This is a genomic window from Amycolatopsis sp. BJA-103, assembly GCF_002849735.1.
Taxonomy (GTDB): Bacteria; Actinomycetota; Actinomycetes; order Mycobacteriales; family Pseudonocardiaceae; genus Amycolatopsis.
In genome coordinates, this window is record NZ_CP017780.1 from 63,363 (window position 1) to 81,540 (window position 18,178).

General features: G+C 68.9%; 15 protein-coding genes. 8 read left to right on the forward strand and 7 right to left on the reverse strand.

Features of this window, described 5'->3' with window-relative positions; genetic code table 11:
* Nucleotides 1-71: 71 nt before the first annotated feature.
* Both BKN51_RS00445 and BKN51_RS00450 read right to left on the reverse strand, forming a co-directional pair.
* On the reverse strand, nt 72-4,937 hold the full coding sequence (locus BKN51_RS00445) for a tetratricopeptide repeat protein (protein ID WP_101605707.1): 4,866 nt from the start codon (nt 4,935-4,937) through the stop codon (nt 72-74).
* Between the two features lie 122 nt (nt 4,938-5,059).
* Entirely contained in the window at nt 5,060-6,160 is a 1,101-nt protein-coding gene (locus BKN51_RS00450; protein ID WP_101605708.1) for a winged helix DNA-binding domain-containing protein, read from the reverse strand.
* 80 nt (nt 6,161-6,240) lie between these two features.
* Here BKN51_RS00450 and BKN51_RS00455 point away from each other — a divergent pair, with 80 nt between their 5' ends.
* Nucleotides 6,241-7,269: an AraC family transcriptional regulator gene (locus BKN51_RS00455; RefSeq protein ID WP_101605709.1), complete on the forward strand. Its 1,029-nt coding sequence runs from the start codon at nt 6,241-6,243 to the stop codon at nt 7,267-7,269.
* Here the strand turns inward: BKN51_RS00455 and BKN51_RS00460 are convergent.
* Nucleotides 7,196-7,861: a TetR/AcrR family transcriptional regulator gene (locus tag BKN51_RS00460; RefSeq protein ID WP_101605710.1), complete on the reverse strand. Its 666-nt coding sequence runs from the start codon at nt 7,859-7,861 to the stop codon at nt 7,196-7,198. The genes BKN51_RS00455 and BKN51_RS00460 overlap by 74 nt on opposite strands.
* 125 nt (nt 7,862-7,986) lie before the next feature.
* Between BKN51_RS00460 and BKN51_RS00465 the strand changes: the two genes are divergently transcribed.
* Complete coding sequence (locus BKN51_RS00465; RefSeq protein ID WP_101605711.1) at nt 7,987-8,265, forward strand: hypothetical protein; 279 nt, start codon at nt 7,987-7,989, stop codon at nt 8,263-8,265.
* A gap of 86 nt (nt 8,266-8,351) precedes the next feature.
* Here the strand turns inward: BKN51_RS00465 and BKN51_RS00470 are convergent, their stop codons facing one another.
* The 3 genes from BKN51_RS00470 to paaI are packed head-to-tail and all read right to left on the reverse strand — an operon-like array spanning nt 8,352 to nt 10,611.
* Nucleotides 8,352-8,945, reverse strand: coding sequence for a TetR/AcrR family transcriptional regulator (locus BKN51_RS00470; protein ID WP_101605712.1), 594 nt, complete (start codon nt 8,943-8,945; stop codon nt 8,352-8,354).
* Entirely contained in the window at nt 8,942-10,231 is a 1,290-nt protein-coding gene (gene paaK / locus BKN51_RS00475; RefSeq protein WP_168214234.1) for a phenylacetate--CoA ligase PaaK, read from the reverse strand. Before paaK ends, BKN51_RS00470 begins: the two co-directional genes overlap by 4 nt.
* Entirely contained in the window at nt 10,228-10,611 is a 384-nt protein-coding gene (gene paaI / locus BKN51_RS00480) for a hydroxyphenylacetyl-CoA thioesterase PaaI (RefSeq protein WP_101605714.1), read from the reverse strand. The genes paaK and paaI overlap by 4 nt, the downstream gene beginning before the upstream one ends.
* Nucleotides 10,612-10,831: 220 nt before the next feature.
* On the opposite strand from paaI, the gene paaZ reads away from it, so the two are divergent.
* From paaZ to paaE, 6 genes are read left to right on the forward strand one after another with little or no spacing between them, the layout of a single operon-like run.
* A complete protein-coding gene (gene paaZ, locus BKN51_RS00485; protein WP_101605715.1) occupies nt 10,832-12,862 on the forward strand; it encodes a phenylacetic acid degradation bifunctional protein PaaZ in 2,031 nt (676 codons plus the stop codon).
* Nucleotides 12,859-13,800, forward strand: a complete 942-nt coding sequence (gene paaA, locus BKN51_RS00490) for a 1,2-phenylacetyl-CoA epoxidase subunit PaaA (protein ID WP_101605716.1) — start codon at nt 12,859-12,861, stop codon at nt 13,798-13,800. Before paaZ ends, paaA begins: the two co-directional genes overlap by 4 nt.
* Nucleotides 13,800-14,084 carry a 1,2-phenylacetyl-CoA epoxidase subunit PaaB gene (paaB, locus tag BKN51_RS00495; protein ID WP_101605717.1) on the forward strand — a complete coding sequence of 95 codons (285 nt, stop codon included), beginning with the start codon at nt 13,800-13,802 and terminating at the stop codon, nt 14,082-14,084. The genes paaA and paaB overlap by 1 nt, the downstream gene beginning before the upstream one ends.
* 1 nt (nt 14,085) lies before the next feature.
* Nucleotides 14,086-14,943, forward strand: coding sequence for a 1,2-phenylacetyl-CoA epoxidase subunit PaaC (gene paaC, locus BKN51_RS00500; RefSeq protein ID WP_101605718.1), 858 nt, complete (start codon nt 14,086-14,088; stop codon nt 14,941-14,943).
* Nucleotides 14,937-15,425 carry a 1,2-phenylacetyl-CoA epoxidase subunit PaaD gene (gene paaD / locus BKN51_RS00505; protein WP_101605719.1) on the forward strand — a complete coding sequence of 163 codons (489 nt, stop codon included), beginning with the start codon at nt 14,937-14,939 and terminating at the stop codon, nt 15,423-15,425. The genes paaC and paaD overlap by 7 nt, the downstream gene beginning before the upstream one ends.
* Nucleotides 15,425-16,495 (forward strand): 1,2-phenylacetyl-CoA epoxidase subunit PaaE, encoded by a 1,071-nt coding sequence (paaE, locus tag BKN51_RS00510; RefSeq protein WP_101605720.1) that lies wholly within the window; start codon nt 15,425-15,427, stop codon nt 16,493-16,495. Before paaD ends, paaE begins: the two co-directional genes overlap by 1 nt.
* 52 nt (nt 16,496-16,547) lie before the next feature.
* Here paaE and BKN51_RS00515 read toward each other — a convergent pair whose 3' ends face one another.
* Nucleotides 16,548-18,113, reverse strand: coding sequence for an ABC-F family ATP-binding cassette domain-containing protein (locus tag BKN51_RS00515; RefSeq protein ID WP_101605721.1), 1,566 nt, complete (start codon nt 18,111-18,113; stop codon nt 16,548-16,550).
* Nucleotides 18,114-18,178: the final 65 nt, after the last annotated feature.

Consider the following 18,178-nt stretch of genomic DNA (forward strand, 5'->3'; position numbering starts at 1 on the left):
CGCTACGCAGCCCTCACCTCGCCCGGAAGTGCCCGACCGGCCACTCAATCGAGATTTCCGGCCACGCGGTGCTACAGCTGGGCCCGGTTGGTGACGGTCAGGAAGAACTCGATCTTGTCGTCCGGGCTGTCGTCCTGACTGTTCCAGATCAAGAGCTTCAGGTCCCGGCCGAACTTGTCCTTCACCACGCCCGCCGCGCCCGCCGGGATGACGAACTTGGCGGAGCCCATGCCGCCGTAGTCGGTCGTCTGGTCGTTGTCCCCTTCGAACAGCGTGCCGAAGATCTCGAGCTCGACGCTCAGGTCGTCGGGATCGAACTTCGCGTTGATCGTCGCGTCGACCCGCAGTTCGCCGCCCCAGCCGTTCTCGTACCCGGTGCCGTCCACCGGGTTGACCGGGTCCACCCGGAGCTCCCAGTACTTGCGGTCGTGGAAGTACTCGTCGGGATCGTCTTCGAACGGGTTGGCGCTGAATTCGTCGTCGCGCATCTCGATCCGCGCCTCGATCTGGACCAGCCGGTACCGCTCCGGCGGCGGTTCGAGCGCGACCTCGATCGTGTGCACCTTGCCCGCCTGCGCGGTGAAATCCACTTCTCCCGCCGCGATGCCCACTTCCCGGCTGATGAACTTCGACGCCTTGACGAGGTAACGCCCTTCGTGGATGTCCATCTCGAAGCGTCCCTGCGAGTCGGCGAAGACCACCGAACCCACGTTCACCTGCGCGCCTGCCACCGGCTCGCCGTTGAACGTCACCTTTCCCTTGAGCAACGCGGGCCCGTCGGTCTTGCGCCACTTCGTGACCGGGACGGGTTCCAGCCGGGCACGGTGGTGCACCAGCGGTTCGGCATAGCCCCAGAGGCCGAAGCCGGTCTCTTCCGGCCGGTCCCACAGGAGCAGGTTGTCGGGGCTGACCGCGCGTCCGGGGCCGGGGTTCTCCCAGCGGTCGGAGTTCTTCGAATCGCCGTCGGCCCAGTCGAAGGCGAAGGTGTTGGCGAGCTGGTTGGCGCAGTCGTCGCCCATGTCGGAGAACAGTTCGTTGAACGAGACCTCCAGCCAGCTGTTGTCCTCGTCCCTCGCCGTGCGGAAGACCTTCTCTTCGAGGAACGGCACGAACCACCGTGCCGCCCGGCGGCGCTCCTCCTCGCCGTAGAAATACAGCCCGTCCAGTGTCTGCTCGTCGGTCTGCGCTCCGGACTGCAGATCGGTGAGTTCGAGGTCCGTCTGCTTCGTGATGACGTCCGGTCCCTCAAGCTTGATCCCGGCTCGTCTCGCCGCCAGCCAGAGGAACGACGCGCATTGCGTCGGCAACGTCCCGGCCGCCCAGCCCGCGTCGTCCGGCGCGGGGCCGATCACGCCGCCCGGCCCCGGCCGCACCGCCACCGCCGAATCCGTGTAGCAATAGAACCGGTAGTGCACCTTCGACTGACGCCCCTCGCGCGTGTCCTGCGGTGTGACACAAAGGCTTCTGGCCTCGTCGGCCACCTTGTGCAGACGCTGCCGGATGGTCGGATCCGCCTGTTCGGCCAACGGATGCGGTTTGATCACCATCGGCTCGATGATCTGCCACCGCCCGTCCAGTACGGCCGAATCGACCAGGTTGAACGCCGAGATCTTGTACTTCTTGTTCTCCGCGTCGGTGAACTTGGCCTCGTCGGCGTCGACGCCGTAGGCCTCCTCGACGCTCTGGGTGATTCCGCCCGGCCATTGGAACCGTGCGGAGTCCGGTTCGAAACCGTCCGTCGGTGCCTTCTGTTCGGCACCGACGGGATGGACGCCGCGCGGATGCCCTTTCGAAAGCCATTCCTCGGACGCGGTGGAATGGGAAATCTCGGTGTGGTTCCGCGTCATGATCCCGCAGTGCGCGTAGCGCTGGGCCGGGCTCACCTGGGACAGGAGGCCGCCGATCACGCCGTTCCCACCGGGTACCAGGATGAGGTCGCCCTTGCGCGCGTTGGCGATCCTCGGCGGAATCACGTCATGGTGGTAGTCGCCGGTGAACTGGCAGGCGAAGTCCGCCGGGATCTCGCCGGGCAGATCGTCCGGGTCGCACGGGCCGTCCTGGACGACCGGGCCGGGCGCCGCCAGCGGGGTGACTTCCAGCCCCGAGTACCAGCCGCGGCCCGCCACGGTGCGGTCTTCGCCGTTCCGCGCCACGCGGGCGGCGTACCGCAGGTTCCAGAGGTTTTCTTGGGTGAGGCCCCGTGGCGCGAGGACCTTGACGGCGCCGGAGTCCTCGACGCGGACGGACACCGGGGCGGCGGGGCGGTCGTTGACGATCGTCGCGAACCGCTCACGCCAATCGCCGGATCCCGCCTCGGCGAAGAGGAACCCTGGATGCTCCGTCAGCTGTGCTCGCGGTGGCCGGACCAGCGAGAACGCCGCGCTCGTATGGACGGCGGTCCCGTCCGGCGTCTTCCCGAAGAGATGGACGATCGCGCCATGTGCCCCGTGGCCCTGACTCCGGTCGAGGACTACGTCGACGGGCACCGAGGCGCCGGGCAGGACCGTGACGTCGATGGTCTCGTCCGACCCGAACGGGGCCGGTTCGTCGTCGGCGGTCCATTCGATCCGCCGGCGATCGAATCCGATCTGCACCGGCTCGAGATTGGTCACGGTGAACACGCCGCGGTAGTGCGAGTCGCGATCGGCGAGCTGGACGGCCTGCCCGTCGGTCCGCACCGGTGGGCGGATCTGTGCCAGCTCGTCGCGGAGTACCCGGTACGAACTGCCCAGCACCAGCGTCCGTTCCACGGAAAGGGAAGTCCCGTCCGAGTGGGTGACGTCGAGCCGGACGGGGATCGGCGTCCACGCCCGCGCGTGGTCGACATCGGCGGCCAGTTCGCCGCCGAACACCGGTTCCGAGGTGGTGTATCCGGCCGACCCGATCTGCCACCGGAAGGAATCTCCTTGCCGCAGAACGGGATTCGCGTCGTCGATCTCGACGGCGCGGACGAACACGGCCAGCGGGTTGAACGGGTTCTGTGCGATGTCGAGCAGGGGGACCTCGGGTGCCCCGGCGATCTCGACCAGCAGGACCCGTTCTTCCCGCAGTGTTCCCGCCGTCGCCGTGACCGGCACCCGCCAAACACCGGGTTTGGGCGACGCCTGCAGCCGGACGTCCAGGCCGGCCAGCCCGTTGATCGTCACCCGTGTCCCGGCCTCGGCGTCCGGTTTCAGCGCGACGGTCACCTGGACGGCACCGCCCGGCGTGGTCGTGGCAGGAGCGGTCACCGCGGCGATCAGCGCGCCCGGCTGGACAAGGCCCTGCAGCGAGGCGAGCAGCTGTTTCGCGGCTTCGAGCGCGGTGGTGAAGCGAGCAGGGTCCAGCCTGACCAGGAGTTCGTACAGCCGCACCGCCTCCAACGCGGCGTTGAGCGCCTCGCCACGCCGGTCCGCCGCGATGAGCCGGTGCGCGAGGATGAACGCCGCGTACGCCCAGGAAGGCCGGTGCCCGGCGCCGCCTTCGGCCTCGGTGAGTTTCCGGTAGATGTCGCGGCATTCCCGTTGCGGGGCGACGGCTTCAGCAGTGCGGCCCGCGCCGGCGAACCGGATTGACAGATTGTCGAGCGCCCAAGCGAGCGAAGGCCGGTTGTCCAGCTCGCGAAAGACAGCTACACCTTCCTGCGTCGCGGCGATGGCCTCGTCGGGAAGTTTCGCGTTGGAGGCGTGTGCTCCGAGCATCACGGCGGACGAACCCCACGAAGGCTTGTGGGCCGCGTCGGCCTCGGCGAGTTTCCGGTAGATGTCCCGGCATTCGCGGGCAGGCCCGACCGCTTCGTCGTACTGGCCTGCGCCCGAATACCGCATCGCGAGGTTGTCCAGCGCCCAGGCCAGCTTCGGCCGATCGTCGATCCTCCGGAAGACCTGAACGCCTTCCCTGGTCGCCTCGATGGCTTCGTCGAAGAGCTTCGCGTTGACAGCGTGTGCGCCGAGCATCACCGCCGCGTGTCCCCACGAGACCTGGTGAGTCGCGTTGTCCTCGGCAAGGGCACGGTAGATGTCGCGGCTTTCGCGCGCCGGTGGGACGGCTTCGGAGTAGCGGCCCGCGCCCGAGTAGCGCATGGCGAGGTTGTCGAGTGCCCAAGCGAGCCGGGGCCGGTCGGGGATAGCGCGGTAGATGTCGGCGCCTTCGATGGTCGCGGCGATGGCCTCGTCGAAGAGCTTGGCGTTGACAGCGTGCGCGCCGAGCATGACCGCGGCATGTGCCCAGCCCGCCCGCTGTGCCGGATCGGCCTCGGCCAGTCCACGGTGGATGTCGCGGCTTTCCCGTGCCGGTGGGGCGGCTTCGGGGTAGCGGCCTGCGGCCGAGTAGCGCATGGCGAGGTTTTCGAGCGCCCAGGCAAGCTGGGGCCGGTCGCCGATCGCGCGGTAGACATCCGCGCCTTCGGTGGTCGCGGCGATGGCCTCGTCGAAGAGTTTCGCGTTGACCGCGTGCGCTCCGAGCATCACCGATCTGAACGCCACCAACGGCTTGAACGCGGCCGGATCCGCGGTTGCCAGCCGCCGCGCGACGTCGCGAGCGTGCCGCGCCGGTTCGACCGCTTCGGCGTACCGGCCCGCCTGGGAGAGCCGGGAGGCCAGGCCGTCGAGTGCCGAGATCACGGCCGACATACCGGGGTGGTCCTCCGGCGGCGGTGTGCCGCCGGTGCCGCCCCACGGGCGCTGCCAGCCCGGCCCGCCGGAGAACGGCCGGGCGTACAGCAGCCCGTCCGCGGGCCGGAGGACGGCGAGGTCGAACTTCCCGTCGTAAGCCGCGGGCACCGGCAGGTCGCCCACCTGGCCCCACTGTTCCTCCACCGGGCGCCCGGACGAGGAGGGGGTGATCCTCCAGAGCCCGGAGGCGGGTTGCCAGATCGCCTCGTCGACGGTTCCGTCGCCGTCGTAATCCGCCGGCACCGGGACATCGGACGTGATCGCTTTTGCCGGTGAAATCGTCATGCGTGCCCCACCCTGTCACCGTTGTGTCGTGCAGGGATCACAGTGGCCCGCTCGGCTTCCGCGCCGCTATCGCGTCCGGGCGCCCTAAAGGGCTTCAGACGGCGCCCTTTCGCGCCAAGCACTCAGAGGACTAAATGCACCGTGTGGGTCTCGGCCTTCGGATGGGCCCAGGTCAGGAGGCGGTGAGCGGAGCTTTCGAGGGCGTCCAGATCGCGCTTCGGGACGCGCTCGAACGGCGTGATCGACAGTGCCGCCGCCTTCTTCGCCGCCTTGATCTCCCAGAAACCCTTCACGGATCCGTCGACCAGGATGGTGCCCTTGACCAGGCCGTTCTGCGTGATGACGACCTTGCGGTACTCGTCGCAGATCACCCGGGTGCGGTCGGCGTAGGACAGGACGGTCTGGTCGAACGGGCCCAGCAGGCGGGCAGGCGCGGGGGTGTCCGGATCCGGGCGCGGGGCGTCGGGCAGGTCGAAGAGCTCGCGGCCGTTCTCGTCGCGGAACGTCCGCAGCTCCGGGCGCAGCCGTTCGACGGCCTCGCCGAGCTTCGTGATCCCTGCCCACGCCTGCGCGTCCTGCACGCTGGCAGGCCCGAACGCCGCCAGATAGCGCTTGAACATCGCTTCGGGTGACAGGGACTCGTCCGGTTCGGCGCCGAGCCAGTCGCCGGTCGTCTGATAGGTCGGCTGTCCCGACTTGCCCCACACACCGCGCGGCGGGATCTGCACCAGCGGCAGGAGCGCCCGCGCGACGTGCACCAGCGCCGACGGTCCCGCGCTCTCCCAGCGCTTCGTGAGTTCCGCGCCGAGTTCCGCGGACGACAACGGCCGCTCGCCGAGCAGTTTGCGGGCGGTGCGGGCGATCTCCTGGTGGTCGAGCCCCTTGATCTCCGGGGTGAACTGGGTGTTGTCCATGGAGCGGTCGTAGAGGGGCTGCACGATGGGCCGCCACGCCAGCGCGTCCGACGGCGTCACCAGATGGACCGTGCCGCGCATGAGCGCGATCCGCACGACGCTCTTGTCCAGCAGCAGGTTCGCCAGGTCTTCCTGACGGAAGCCGTGGAGGCGTGTCCAGAGCGCGAAGTACGGCGGGTTCGGTGCCTGCGCCTGCAACCCGGCGAGATGCTCGACCGCTTCGAGCGCGGTCATCTTCGAACGCCGGAGCAGCAGCTGCCGGTCCAGCATGGCGCGGTTCAGGGCGCGCCTGCTCAACGTGTCGGACATGGGGCTCACCTTAAACAGGATCAAGGACAGTTACGGTCCTCAATGCGCCGATCGTTGCCAGGGGATCCATAATCCCGGCCATGGAACTACCGCCGCCGGTGATCCGGGACTGGGACTACCCGCGCGGCACGGCGAGCATCGTGCTCATGGCCCGCTTCGCGGCCGAGAACGGCATCAAAGGACTGGAGTCCTACGAGCACGCCCCCGTGGACGGCCAGGTCGATGCCCGGCAGGAACTCGCGGTGGTCCGTGAGCTGGCCCGCGGGCTCGGTGGCGGGGACGACATCGCGCTGCGGCTGAGCAGGCGGTACCGCGTCAGCGCGTTCGGCATCTTCGGTTTCGCCTGCATCAGCAGCCCGACACTGGGTGACGCGATGCGCTTCGCCCTGCGGTACCTGGACCTGAGCTTCACCTTCTGCATCCCGCACGTGACCGTCGAGGCCGGACGGCTCGCGCTGGCGATGGACGACAGCCGCGTGCCGGGCGACGTCGCCCGCTTCCTGGTCCTGCGCGACCTCGGTGCCATCCACACCGTCATGCGTGACATCCTGCCGGAAATTTCCCTTCGCTCCTTGGCCTTCCGGCACGACAAACCCTCCACTGTGGACGAATACGTGCGGACCTTCGGGCTGGCGCCGTCGTTCTCCGCGCCGTCCCACGTCGCCACCCTGGACCCGGTCTTCCTCGACAGACCGCTGCCGCAGGCCAACGACCAGACGGTCGCGGTGTGCGCCGCGCAATGCGATCTGCTGGTGTCACGGAAACGGGAGCGGTCCGGGATCGCCCAGCAGGTGCGGGAACGGCTGGTGCGGCTCGGCGGGGTCGATGCCGGGATGGAGGAGGTCGCGCGACGTCTCGCGCTCAGCCCTCGAACCCTGCGACGGCGGTTGTTCGAGGCCGGGACCGGCTACCGGGCACTGCTGGACGAGGTCCGCCAAGCGCTGGCGGAGGAGATGCTCGACACCGGGGCGCTCAGTGTGGAGGACGTCGCGCTGCGGCTGGGTTACGCGGAGGCGTCGAGTTTCATCTACGCCTTCAAACGCTGGAAGGGGATGACGCCGGCGGCCTATGCCCGGCGGAACGCGTTGCGAGCACGGCCGGGTAGGTGACGCGCAGCAGGTGCAGGATCGAATCGGTGAGGAAGACCCGAAGTTCCTCCCGGCCGAGCGTGCCGCGGATCAGCCACTCGCGTGACGCGGCGCGCAACATCCCGCCGTACGACCGGATCATCGCGCGGAGTTCCTCGCGGCCTTCGGTGATGTCGCTCATCAGGGCGGCCGCGAGCACGCGGTCGGCGGCGATCTCGTCGCCCTCCAGCATGATCCGCTCGATGTCCGGATCACGGCCGACGGCCTCCTGGCCGATCGCCGTCAGCCAGGCCTGCTCGTTGCGCTCGACGACCTCGATCCAGTGCCGGACGCTGATCGCGAGCCGCTCTTCGGCGGAGGTGTCGGGCAGGTTCTCGATCACCGGCGCCGGCACGATCATCATCTGCCGGACGACTTCCAGGTACAGCTCGCGTTTGCCGCCGAAGTAGTGGTTGATCAGCGGCCGGGCCACCCCGGCCGCTTTCGCGATGTCCGAGGTCGAAACCGAGGCGTACGTGCCCGCGCCGAACAGCCGCCGGGCCGCGGCGAGGATCTCGGCACGCCGGGCGGCCGGTTCGAGGCGGCGCCGCCGGGTTTCCGGATCGGTGCTCATGGGCCGAGCGTAACCGTTTCAGGTGAGCGCCTGCCGTTATTCATTCGGAACAACCCGCAGGTAACCCCTGGGGCCTTCGAGGCGACGTTGGGGGCGGGGGGACCGGGTGTCATGGGTAGGGACGAATGACCAGTGCTGAACGCGATCCGGTCCGCCGTGTCGGCCGGTGGGTCAGTGTGCGGCTGCAGAAGCGTGACGTCCTGATCGAGGGTGACAGCGGGGACGAATGCGTCTCGTACGCGGGGATCGTGATCACCAGTTTCGAGAACGGTGACGAGGTCGGCGAACGCTGGATCCCGCTCGGCGTCGATCCGTCGGAGGCCGACGACGAGCAGCTCATCCAGCAGTTGCGGGACGCGCTGATCTGGCAGGCGCGGCGTCCGCCCCAAGCCGCGGGGGAGTAGCTGAAGGGGCCTTTCCCCGCATCCGACGAGGGGAAAGGGCCCTTCACCGCGTCACATGAGGGGAAAGGGCCCTTCAGCCCGCCCCGTCACTGCGTCCGCAGGCCGTCGAATGCGATCTTGCACACCGCGTCCGCCAGCTCCGTGCCCGCCGAACCCCGGCGCGGCCGGTACCACTCGATCAGCGAGTTCACCATGCCGTACAGCAGCCGCGCGGTGACCGCGGGATCGATGTCGGGCCGCACGTCGCCCTCGGTCTCGGCCCGTTTCACCAGCTCCGTCACCAGCCGGTCGAATTCGCGCCGCCGCGCCAGCGCCGCCCGCTCGATCTTGGTGTTGCCCCGCACCCGCAGCAGCAGCGTCACGAACGGCAGCTGCTCGACCAGCACGAGGACACTGCCCCGCACCAGATGCTCCAGCTTCTCGATCGCCCTGCCCTCGAAGGATTCCGTCTCCGCGGCGACGGCGAACAGGCCGTTCAGCGCGCGGTCGACGGCGAGCCGCAGCAGCTCTTCCTTGCTCGGGACGTGGTGGTAGATCGCGGATTTCGTGATGCCGAGCTTGCGGGAGAGGTCCTCCATACTGGTGCCGTCGTAGCCGCGTTCGTTGAACAGTTTGACCGCGACCTGCAGCAGCGACTCGAGGTCGTAACCGGGGCGCCCCCGGCGGGCGGGGGTGGTCACCCGCGGTCCCGCTCGTCGAGGACGCGGCGCATCTTGCCCAGCGATCGCTCCAGCGTGTCCGGGTCGACGACCTCGACGCCGACGCTCACGCCGACCCCGTCCTTGACCCCGGCGACGAGCCGGGCGGCGGCCTGGTCGCGTTGCTCGGCCGTCGCGTCCGGGCGTGCTTCGACGCGGACGGTCAGCGTGTCCATCCGGCCCTTCGTGGACCGGATCAGCTGGAAATGCGGCGCGAGCGCGGGGGTGACCAGCACGACTTCCTCGATCTGCGTGGGGAAGACGTTGACGCCACGCAGGATGATCATGTCATCGCTGCGCCCGGTCACCTTCTCCATCCGCCGGTACGACGGCCGCGCGGTGCCGGGCAGCAGCCGGGTGAGGTCGCGCGTGCGGTACCGGATGATCGGCAGCGCCTGTTTGGTGAGCGAGGTGAACAGCAGTTCGCCGGTGTCGTCGACGGGTTTCTCGGTGAACGGGTCGATCACCTCGGGGTAGAAGTGGTCCTCCCAGATGTGCAGCCCGTCCTTGGTCTCGACGCATTCCTGCGCGACGCCGGGGCCCATCACCTCGGACAGGCCGTAGATGTCGACGGCGTCGATACCGACGCGTTCCTCGATCTCCGTGCGCATCTGCTCGGTCCACGGCTCCGCGCCGAAGATGCCGACCTTGAGCGAACTCGACTGCGGGTCGATGCCCTGCCGTTCGAACTCGTCGAGCAGGGTGAGCATGTACGACGGGGTGACCATGATGATCTCGGGCTTGAAGTCGGTGATGATCTGCACCTGGCGCGCGGTCATCCCGCCGGACGCCGGAATCACCGTGCAGCCCAGTTTCTCGGCGCCGTAGTGCGCGCCGAGCCCGCCGGTGAACAGGCCGTAGCCGTAGGCCACGTGGACCTTGTCGCCCGGCCGTCCGCCCGCCGCGCGGATCGACCGCGCCATCACCGTCGCCCAGGTGTCGATGTCCTCGGCGGTGTAGCCGACGACGGTCGGTTTCCCGGTGGTGCCGCTGGACGCGTGGATCCGGCTGACCTGCGACTCCGGCACGGCGAACATGCCGAACGGGTAGTTGTCGCGCAGGTCCTGCTTGGTGGTGAAGGGGAACTTCGCCAGGTCTTCCAGCGTCTTGCAGTCGTCCGGGTGAATGCCCGCCTCGTCGAACTTCCGGGTGTAGAACGGCACGTTGTCGTAGGCGTGCCGCAGCGTCCACCGCAGGCGCGTCAGTTGCAGTGCCTGGAGTTCGTCGATGGTCAGGTTCTCGGCGTCGTCGCTGAAAGTCATCGTCATGCCTTCTGGATGGTGCGGCTGCGGCCGCGGAATTCGGCGACGACCTCCGGCCCGTCGGGGGTCTCCCGGTGCACAGTGACGTCGTAGATGCCGTTGCGGCCGTAACGGGTCCGCTCGGTGGCGGTGGCGATGAGGTGGTCGCCGAGCCGTCCGGCGGCGACGAAGGAGATCTCCGCGCCGGAGGCGACGGTGACCGGGCCATGGCTGTTGCAGGCACAGGCGAACGTCGTGTCGGCCAGCAGGAAGACATAGCCGCCGTGCGCGATGTCGTGGCCGTTCACCATCGTCTCGGTGATCTTCATCGAGGCGACCGCGTGCCCTTCGGCGGCCTCGATCAGCTCGATGCCCAGCGCGTTCGACGCCCGGTCGCCGGTGAACATCGCGTGGGCCGCGTTGGTAGTCAAGGCACCGCCTCGTGAGTTACTGACCGAATGGACGGTTGTTAAAGGGTGTCGCCAGTAAAGGCGCGACGTCGCGCAGATGTCAAGGGTCCGCCGCCGTCCGGGGGTTTGCAAGTGCCGGGGCACGAGCTACAGTGAATTACTGAACGGACGGTCTGTAAATCAGTCAAGTATCCAGTCCACCATGAAGGGTCGCCCCATGGCATTGCTGCGCAGCTACGTCTCCGGCGGATGGCACACGGCGGAAAAAGACGGCGTACCGCTGCACGACGCCTCGACCGGTGAAGAGGTCGCCCGGGTCTCGTCCGACGGCATCGACTTCGCCGCCGCGCTGGAGTACGGCCGCCGCACCGGCGGTCCCGCGCTGCGTGAGCTGACCTTCCACCAGCGTGCCGCGCTGCTGAAGGCACTGGCCTCCCACCTGCGTGAACACCGCGACGAGCTGTACGCGCTCTCGGCCAGGACCGGCGCGACCAAGGGCGACTCGATGGTCGACATCGACGGCGGCATCGGCGTCCTGTTCGCCTACTCCAGCAAGGGCAAGCGCGAACTGCCCAACGACACCGTCTACGTGGACGGCAACGTCGAGCCGCTGAGCAAGGGCGGCACGTTCGTCGCCCAGCACATCGCCGTCCCATTGCGCGGCGTCGCCGTCCAGATCAACGCCTTCAACTTCCCGGTCTGGGGCCCGCTGGAGAAGTTCGCGCCCGCGTTCCTCGCCGGCGTGCCGAGCCTGATCAAGCCGGCCAGCCAGACCGCGTACCTGACCGCGCGGCTGGTCGAGATCATCATCGAGTCCGGCATCCTGCCCGAGGGCACGCTGCAGTTCGTCGCGGGCAGCGTCGGCGACCTGCTCGACCACGTCACCGCGCAGGACCTCGTCTCGTTCACCGGCTCCGCGTCCACCGCGCAGAAGCTCCGCGCGCACCCCGCGATCGTGCGCAACTCCGTCCGGTTCAACGCCGAGGCCGACTCGCTGAACCTGTCGATCCTCGGCCCGGACGCCAAACCCGGCACCACCGAGTTCGACCTCTTCGTCAAGCAGCTCACCACCGAGATGACCGTCAAGGCAGGCCAGAAGTGCACCGCGATCCGTCGCGCCTTCGTGCCCGCGGACCTGCTGGACGCCGTAGCCGAGGCCGCGAGCGCGCGGCTGGCGAAGACCGTCGTCGGCAACCCCACCGCCGAAGGTGTCCGGATGGGTGCCCTGGCGAGCCTGGAGCAGCGCGAGGAGGTCCGGCGGTCGCTCAAGGCGCTGCTGGACGTCGGCACGATCGTCTTCGGTGACCCCGAGCAGGTCGAGGTCGTCGGCGCGGACGCCGAACGGGGCGCGTTCATCTCGCCGGTGCTGCTGAAGGCCGACCCGGAACGTTCCGAGCCGCACGAGGTCGAGGCGTTCGGCCCGGTGTCGACGCTGATGCCCTACACCTCGACCGAGCAGGTCATCGAGCTCGCCGCTCGCGGCGGCGGCAGCCTGGTCGGCTCGATCGTCACCGCCGACGCCGAGTTCGCGCGCGAGGTCGTCCTCGGTGTCGCGCCGTACCACGGCCGCCTGCTGGTGCTGGACGCCGACGACGCCAAGGAGTCGACGGGCCACGGTTCGCCGATGCCGCAGCTGGTGCACGGCGGACCCGGCCGCGCCGGTGGCGGCGAGGAGATGGGCGGCGTCCGCGGCGTGCTGCACCACATGCAGCGCACGGCGGTCCAGGGCAGCCCGAAGGTGCTCAGCACGGTCACCGGCCGCTGGGTCACCGGCGCCCCGCGTACCGAAGGCGACGTCCACCCGTTCCGGAAGTCCTTGGCGGAGCTGAAGATCGGTGACTCCGTCGTCGCTGGACCGCGCGAGGTCCTGCAGTCCGACGTCGACCACTTCGCCGAGTTCACCGGCGACACCTTCTACGCCCACACCGATCCCGAAGCCGCCGCGGCGAACCCGCTGTTCGGCGGGATCGTGGCGCACGGGTATCTCGTGGTCTCGTTCGCCGCGGGCCTGTTCGTCTCGCCGGAACCCGGCCCGGTCCTGGCCAACTACGGCCTGGAGAACCTGCGGTTCCTCACTCCGGTCAAGGTCGGCGACACCCTCACGGTGACCCTGACCGCCAAGCAGATCACCCCGCGCATCGACCAGGAGTACGGCGAGGTCCGCTGGGACGCCGACGTCACCAACGCCGACGGTGACTCGGTGGCCAAGTACGACGTGCTGACCCTGGTGGCGAAGGAGCAGTCATGACGGCCACGTTGCCCGAGGAAGACCTCGAACGGCACTTCGAGCACACCATCGAGCGCGATCAGCGCGTCGAACCGCGCGACTGGGTGCCCGAGGGCTACCGCAAGACGATGATCCGCCAGATCGCGCAGCACGCGCATTCGGAGATCATCGGCATGCAGCCCGAGGGCAACTGGATCACCCGCGCGCCTTCCTTGCGGCGCAAGGCGATCCTGCTCGCCAAGGTGCAGGACGAGGCCGGGCACGGGCTGTACCTGTACTCGGCGGCGGCCACCCTCGGCGCCGACCGCGCGGATCTGACCGACAAGCTGATCAACGGCAAGCAGAAGTACTCGTCGATCTTCAACTACCCGACGCTGACCTTCGCCGACGTCGGCGTGGTCGGCTGGCTGGTCGACGGTGCGGCGATCTGCAACCAGGTCCCGTTGTGCCGCAGCTCGTACGGGCCGTACGCCCGCGCCATGATCCGCATCTGCAAGGAGGAGTCCTTCCACCAGCGGCAGGGCTTCGAGCTGCTGATGACGATGATGCGCGGCACCGAAAAACAGCGCGCCATGGTGCAGGAGGCGGTGAACCGCTGGTGGTGGCCGTCGCTGATGATGTTCGGCCCGCCGGACGCGGATTCGCCGAACACCGCGCAGTCGATGGCGTGGAAGGTCAAGCGGCACACCAACGACGAGCTGCGCCAGCGCTTTGTCGACATGTCCATCCCGCAGGCCGAGGCGCTGGGCGTCACCTTCCCGGACCCGGACCTGAAGTGGAACGCAGAACGCGGGCACTACGACTTCGGCGCCGTCGACTGGGACGAGTTCAAGAACGTGTTGAAGGGCAACGGCCCCTGCAACGCCCAGCGCATCGCGCACCGGCGGCGGGCACAGGAAGACGGCGCTTGGGTGCGCGAGGCGGCGGCCGCCCACGCCGCCAAGAAAGGGGCTTCGTGATGAAGCACGACTGGCCTCTGTACGAGGTGTTCGTCCGGGGCAAGCGCGGCCTGAACCACGTGCACGTGGGTTCACTGCACGCGGCGGACGACGAGATGGCGCTGCACCACGCGCGGGATCTGTACACCCGCCGCAACGAGGGCGTGTCGATCTGGGTCGTGCGCGCGTCGGACATCACCGCGTCCTCGCCGGACGAGAAGGACCCGTTCTTCGCGCCCAGCGGCGACAAGGTGTACCGGCACCCGACGTTCTACGACATCCCCGACAACGTTCCGCACATCTGACATGAGCTTCGACAACGCCTACGAGGCGATCACCGAGGAAAACGATGCGCGCTGGGCCTTCGGCACCGGATTCGAGGATCCACTGTCCGGAGTGGACACCACGGTCCCGTCCGGTGTGGACGGTGCGCGGCTGGCGGCCTACTGCCTGATGCTCGGCGACGACGCGCTGATCTTCTCGCACCGGTTGCAGGAGTGGTGCACGAACGCGCCCGAACTCGAGGACGAGGTCGCGATCGCCAACATCGCGCTCGACCTGCTGGGGCAGGCGCGGCTGCTGCTCGCCCGCGCCGGCAAGGCCGACGGGAGCGAGCGTACCGAGGACTCCTACGCCTTCTTCCGGAGCGAGCAGGAATACCGCAACGTCCGGCTCGCCGAACTCGAAGGCGGGCACTTCGGGCACTTGATCGCGCGGATGCTGGTGTTCTCCATCTGGCGGCTGGCATTGCTGCAGCGACTCCAGTCCTCTGTGGACCCGGTGCTCGCGGCCATCGCGGACAAGGGTGTCAAGGAAGTCGCCTACCACCGCGACTACGCGGCACAGTGGGCCGTCCGGCTGGGCGACGGGACCGAGTTGTCCCGCTCCCGCATGCAGGAAGGGCTCGACGCTGTCTGGCCCTACGTCGGCGAGCTGTTCACGGCGCACGAGATCGAGTTCGTCGAGTCGCCGTCGCTGCGGCCCGAGTTCGACGCGATCCTCGACCAGGTGCTCGCCGCCGCGACCCTGGACCGCCCTGAGATCGGCGCGCTCGCCGGGGTCTCCGGCCGGATGGGCCGCGACGGCGTGCACACCGAGCGGATGGGCTTCCTGCTGGCGGAGCTGCAGAGCGTCGCCAGGGAACACCCGGACGCGACATGGTGACCGCGTACGCCGTGGCGGCCACGGTCACCGATCCGGAACTGCCGATGCTCACCCTCGCCGATCTCGGTGTGCTGCGTGAAGTGTCCGAATCCGACGGCCGGGTGGTCGTCGCGATCACCCCGACCTACACCGGCTGCCCGGCGATGGACACCATGCGCGACGACCTCGTGCACGCGCTCACCGGTGCGGGCTACGGCGAGGTCGAGGTCCGCACGGTCCTGCAGCCCGCCTGGTCCACCGACTGGATCACCGAAGACGGCAAACGGAAACTCGCCGAAGCAGGCATCGCGCCGCCCGGAGCGGCGCCGGTCCGAACCGGCCCGATCCCGCTCACGCTGAGCCCGCCGGTGTCGTCGGTCCGCTGCCCGCATTGTGGTTCCGCGGACACCGAAGAGCAGTCCCGGTTCAGCGCGACGGCGTGCAAAGCCTTGCGCCGCTGCCGGTTCTGCCTCGAACCGTTCGAACACGTCAAGGAGATCTAGTGACTGCCACTCTCCGCCGCACGGGCTTCCACACCCTCAAGGTGTCCGACGTCCAGCGGCTGTGCGACGACGCCGTCGCGGTGACCTTCGACGTGCCCGAAGATCTCGCGGAGACCTTCCGTTTCAAGGCGGGCCAATCGCTGACCCTGCGCCGCGAGGTCGACGGCCGCGACGAGCGCCGCTCCTACTCGATCTGCGCGCCCGCCGGTGCGGCGCCGCGGGTCGGCGTGCGCGAGGTGCCGGGCGGGCTGTTCTCGTCGTGGCTGGTGCGTGACGTCAAGCCCGGCGACGAGGTCGAGGTCGCCGCGCCCACCGGTAACTTCAGCCCTGATCTGGAAGCCGCCGGACATCACGTGCTGATCGCGGCGGGCTCCGGCATCACGCCGGTCCTGTCGATCGCGTCCTCGCTGCTGAGCGATTCCGACGCGACGGTGACCGTGCTCTACGGCAACCGGCGCACGGACACGGTCATGTTCGCCGACGACCTCGCGGACCTGAAGGACCGTTATCCCGCGCGGCTCGAACTCGTCCACGTGCTCTCCCGCGAGCCGCGCGAGGCCGAACTGTTCACCGGCCGCCTCGACGCCGAGAAGCTGCGGCGCCTGTGCACCGTGCTGATCCCGGTCGAAGACGTGGCGCACTGGTGGCTGTGCGGGCCGTTCGAGATGGTGACCGGCGCCCAGGAACTCCTTCGCTCGCTGGACGTCGCCGACGAGAACATCCACCAGGAACTGTTCTATGTGGACACTCCGCCGGAGCCGGTGCACCACGTCGACCCGGCCGTCGTGGGCTCTTCCAGCGAGGTCACGCTGGTGCTCGACGGCCGGTCGACGACGATGACGCTGCCGCGCAACTCCTCCCTGCTCGACGGCGCGCAGAAGTACCGTCCGGACCTGCCCTTCGCCTGCAAGGGCGGGGTGTGCGGGACCTGCCGGGCGAAGATCTGCGACGGCAAGGTGGACATGCGGCGCAACTTCGCCCTCGAGAAGGCCGAAGTGGACGCCGGGTTCGTGCTCACCTGCCAGTCGGTGCCGGTGTCCGAAGCCGTCACCGTGGACTTCGACGCCTAGGACCTCGTGAGTGGTAAGGACGGTTAGAACCGCCCTTACCACTCACGAGGCTTTACCGCTCCAGCCATCTGGTGATGCCGATGTCCTTCAGGAACGGCCGGTCGTGGCTCGCCACGATCAGCGTGCCCCGATAGGCCAGCAACGCTTCGGTGAGCCGCCGCACGCTCGCCAGGTCGAGGTTGTTCGTCGGCTCGTCGAGCAGCAGCATTTTCGGCGTGGGTTCGGTCAGCAGCAGTGCCGCCAGCGCCGCCCGGAACCGTTCCCCGCCGGACAACGACGCCACCTCCCGGTCGGCCGTCGTGCCACGGAAGAGGAACCGCGCAAGCCTCGCGCGGATCTCGTTGTCCGTGAGCGATGGCGCGACCAGGCGCACGTTGTCCACAATGGACATCATGTCGTCGAGGATGTCGATCCGCTGGGGGAGCAGCCTGCCGGGGACGAACAGCCGCACTTCGCCCGAGCGCGGCGGGAGCTCGCCGGTGATCGTGCGGAGCAAGGTCGTCTTCCCCGACCCGTTCGGGCCGACGAGCGCGATCCGCTCGGGGCCCATGACGTGCAGGTTCACCGGCGGCCCGAACCGGGGTTCGGCGTCGATCCGGAGTACGTCCGTTCCCCGCGCGACCGTGGTCTCCGGCAGCTCGACGCGGATCTCGGCGTCCTCCCGCACCAGTTCCTCGGCGGCTTTCAGCGCTTCGACGGCGTCCTCCAGCCTCCCTGCGTGCAGGTTCCGGTGCTTGCCCGCGGCGATCTGCGCGTCCTCCTGGCGTTTGCGCATCCGGACCTTGGGTTCGCGTTTCTGGTCCCACATCTTCTGGCCGTAGCGGGCCCGCCGGGCGAGTTTCATGCCGGCCTCGATCAGCTCGCGCTTCTGCCGCTTGACGTCCGATTCCGCCGCGCGCACGTGCCTGCGCGCGGCTTCCTGGGCGACCTCGACGGCATGCTCGTAGTCCGCGAGGTTGCCGCCGTATGTGGTCACCTCGCGGTCGCGGACCTCGACGATCCGGTCGACCAGCTGGAGCAACTCGCGGTCGTGGGAGACCACCACGAGAATCCCGCTCCAGCCCTCCACCTCGCGATGCACGAGTTCGCGTGCCCGTAGGTCGAGGTTGTTCGTCGGTTCGTCGAGCAGCAGCGCGGCGGGACGCCGCAGGAGCAGGGCGGCCAGCCCGAGCAGCGTGAGTTCGCCGCCGGACAGCTCGCCCGCCCGCTGGTCGAGGCGGACGGCACCCAGCCCGAGCCGATCGAGGATCGCGCGGATGCGTTCCTCGACGTCCCAGTTGTCGCCGATGGTGGTGAAGTGCTCCTCGGTGGCGGCGCCGCTCTCGACGGCCCTGATCGCCGCGCGGATCGCGGTGACGCCCAGCACGTCGTCGACGCGGCGGCCGGTGTCGAGGGCGAGGTTCTGCGGCAGGTAGCCGAGCTCGCCCGGTGCGGTGACTGAGCCCGTGGTGGCCTTCAGCCTGCCCGCGAGCAGGCGCAGGAGCGTGGACTTGCCGGATCCGTTGGTGCCGACCAGGCCGGTGCGGCCGGCCCCGATGGTGAGCGAAAGGCGCTCGAACACCGGGACACCGTCGGGCCAGGTGAAGGTGACGTCGGAAAACGTCAAGGAAGAAGACATGAGACTCCCTGCGAAGGAGGTGGGATGAGGGCGCAGGTTCGTCTCAGAAGATCACCGGGCCACCG

Coding starts and splice junctions, on each gene's coding strand:
- BKN51_RS00445 (WP_101605707.1), bottom strand. CDS start 4,937: ATGACGATTTCACCGGCAAAAGCGATCACGTCCGATGTCCCGGTGCCG.
- BKN51_RS00450 (WP_101605708.1), bottom strand. CDS start 6,160: ATGTCCGACACGTTGAGCAGGCGCGCCCTGAACCGCGCCATGCTGGAC.
- BKN51_RS00455 (WP_101605709.1), top strand. CDS start 6,241: ATGGAACTACCGCCGCCGGTGATCCGGGACTGGGACTACCCGCGCGGC.
- BKN51_RS00460 (WP_101605710.1), bottom strand. CDS start 7,861: ATGAGCACCGATCCGGAAACCCGGCGGCGCCGCCTCGAACCGGCCGCC.
- BKN51_RS00465 (WP_101605711.1), top strand. CDS start 7,987: ATGACCAGTGCTGAACGCGATCCGGTCCGCCGTGTCGGCCGGTGGGTC.
- paaK (WP_168214234.1), bottom strand. CDS start 10,231: ATGACGATGACTTTCAGCGACGACGCCGAGAACCTGACCATCGACGAA.
- paaI (WP_101605714.1), bottom strand. CDS start 10,611: ATGTTCACCGGCGACCGGGCGTCGAACGCGCTGGGCATCGAGCTGATC.
- paaZ (WP_101605715.1), top strand. CDS start 10,832: ATGGCATTGCTGCGCAGCTACGTCTCCGGCGGATGGCACACGGCGGAA.
- paaA (WP_101605716.1), top strand. CDS start 12,859: ATGACGGCCACGTTGCCCGAGGAAGACCTCGAACGGCACTTCGAGCAC.
- paaB (WP_101605717.1), top strand. CDS start 13,800: ATGAAGCACGACTGGCCTCTGTACGAGGTGTTCGTCCGGGGCAAGCGC.
- paaC (WP_101605718.1), top strand. CDS start 14,086: ATGAGCTTCGACAACGCCTACGAGGCGATCACCGAGGAAAACGATGCG.
- paaD (WP_101605719.1), top strand. CDS start 14,937: ATGGTGACCGCGTACGCCGTGGCGGCCACGGTCACCGATCCGGAACTG.
- BKN51_RS00515 (WP_101605721.1), bottom strand. CDS start 18,113: ATGTCTTCTTCCTTGACGTTTTCCGACGTCACCTTCACCTGGCCCGAC.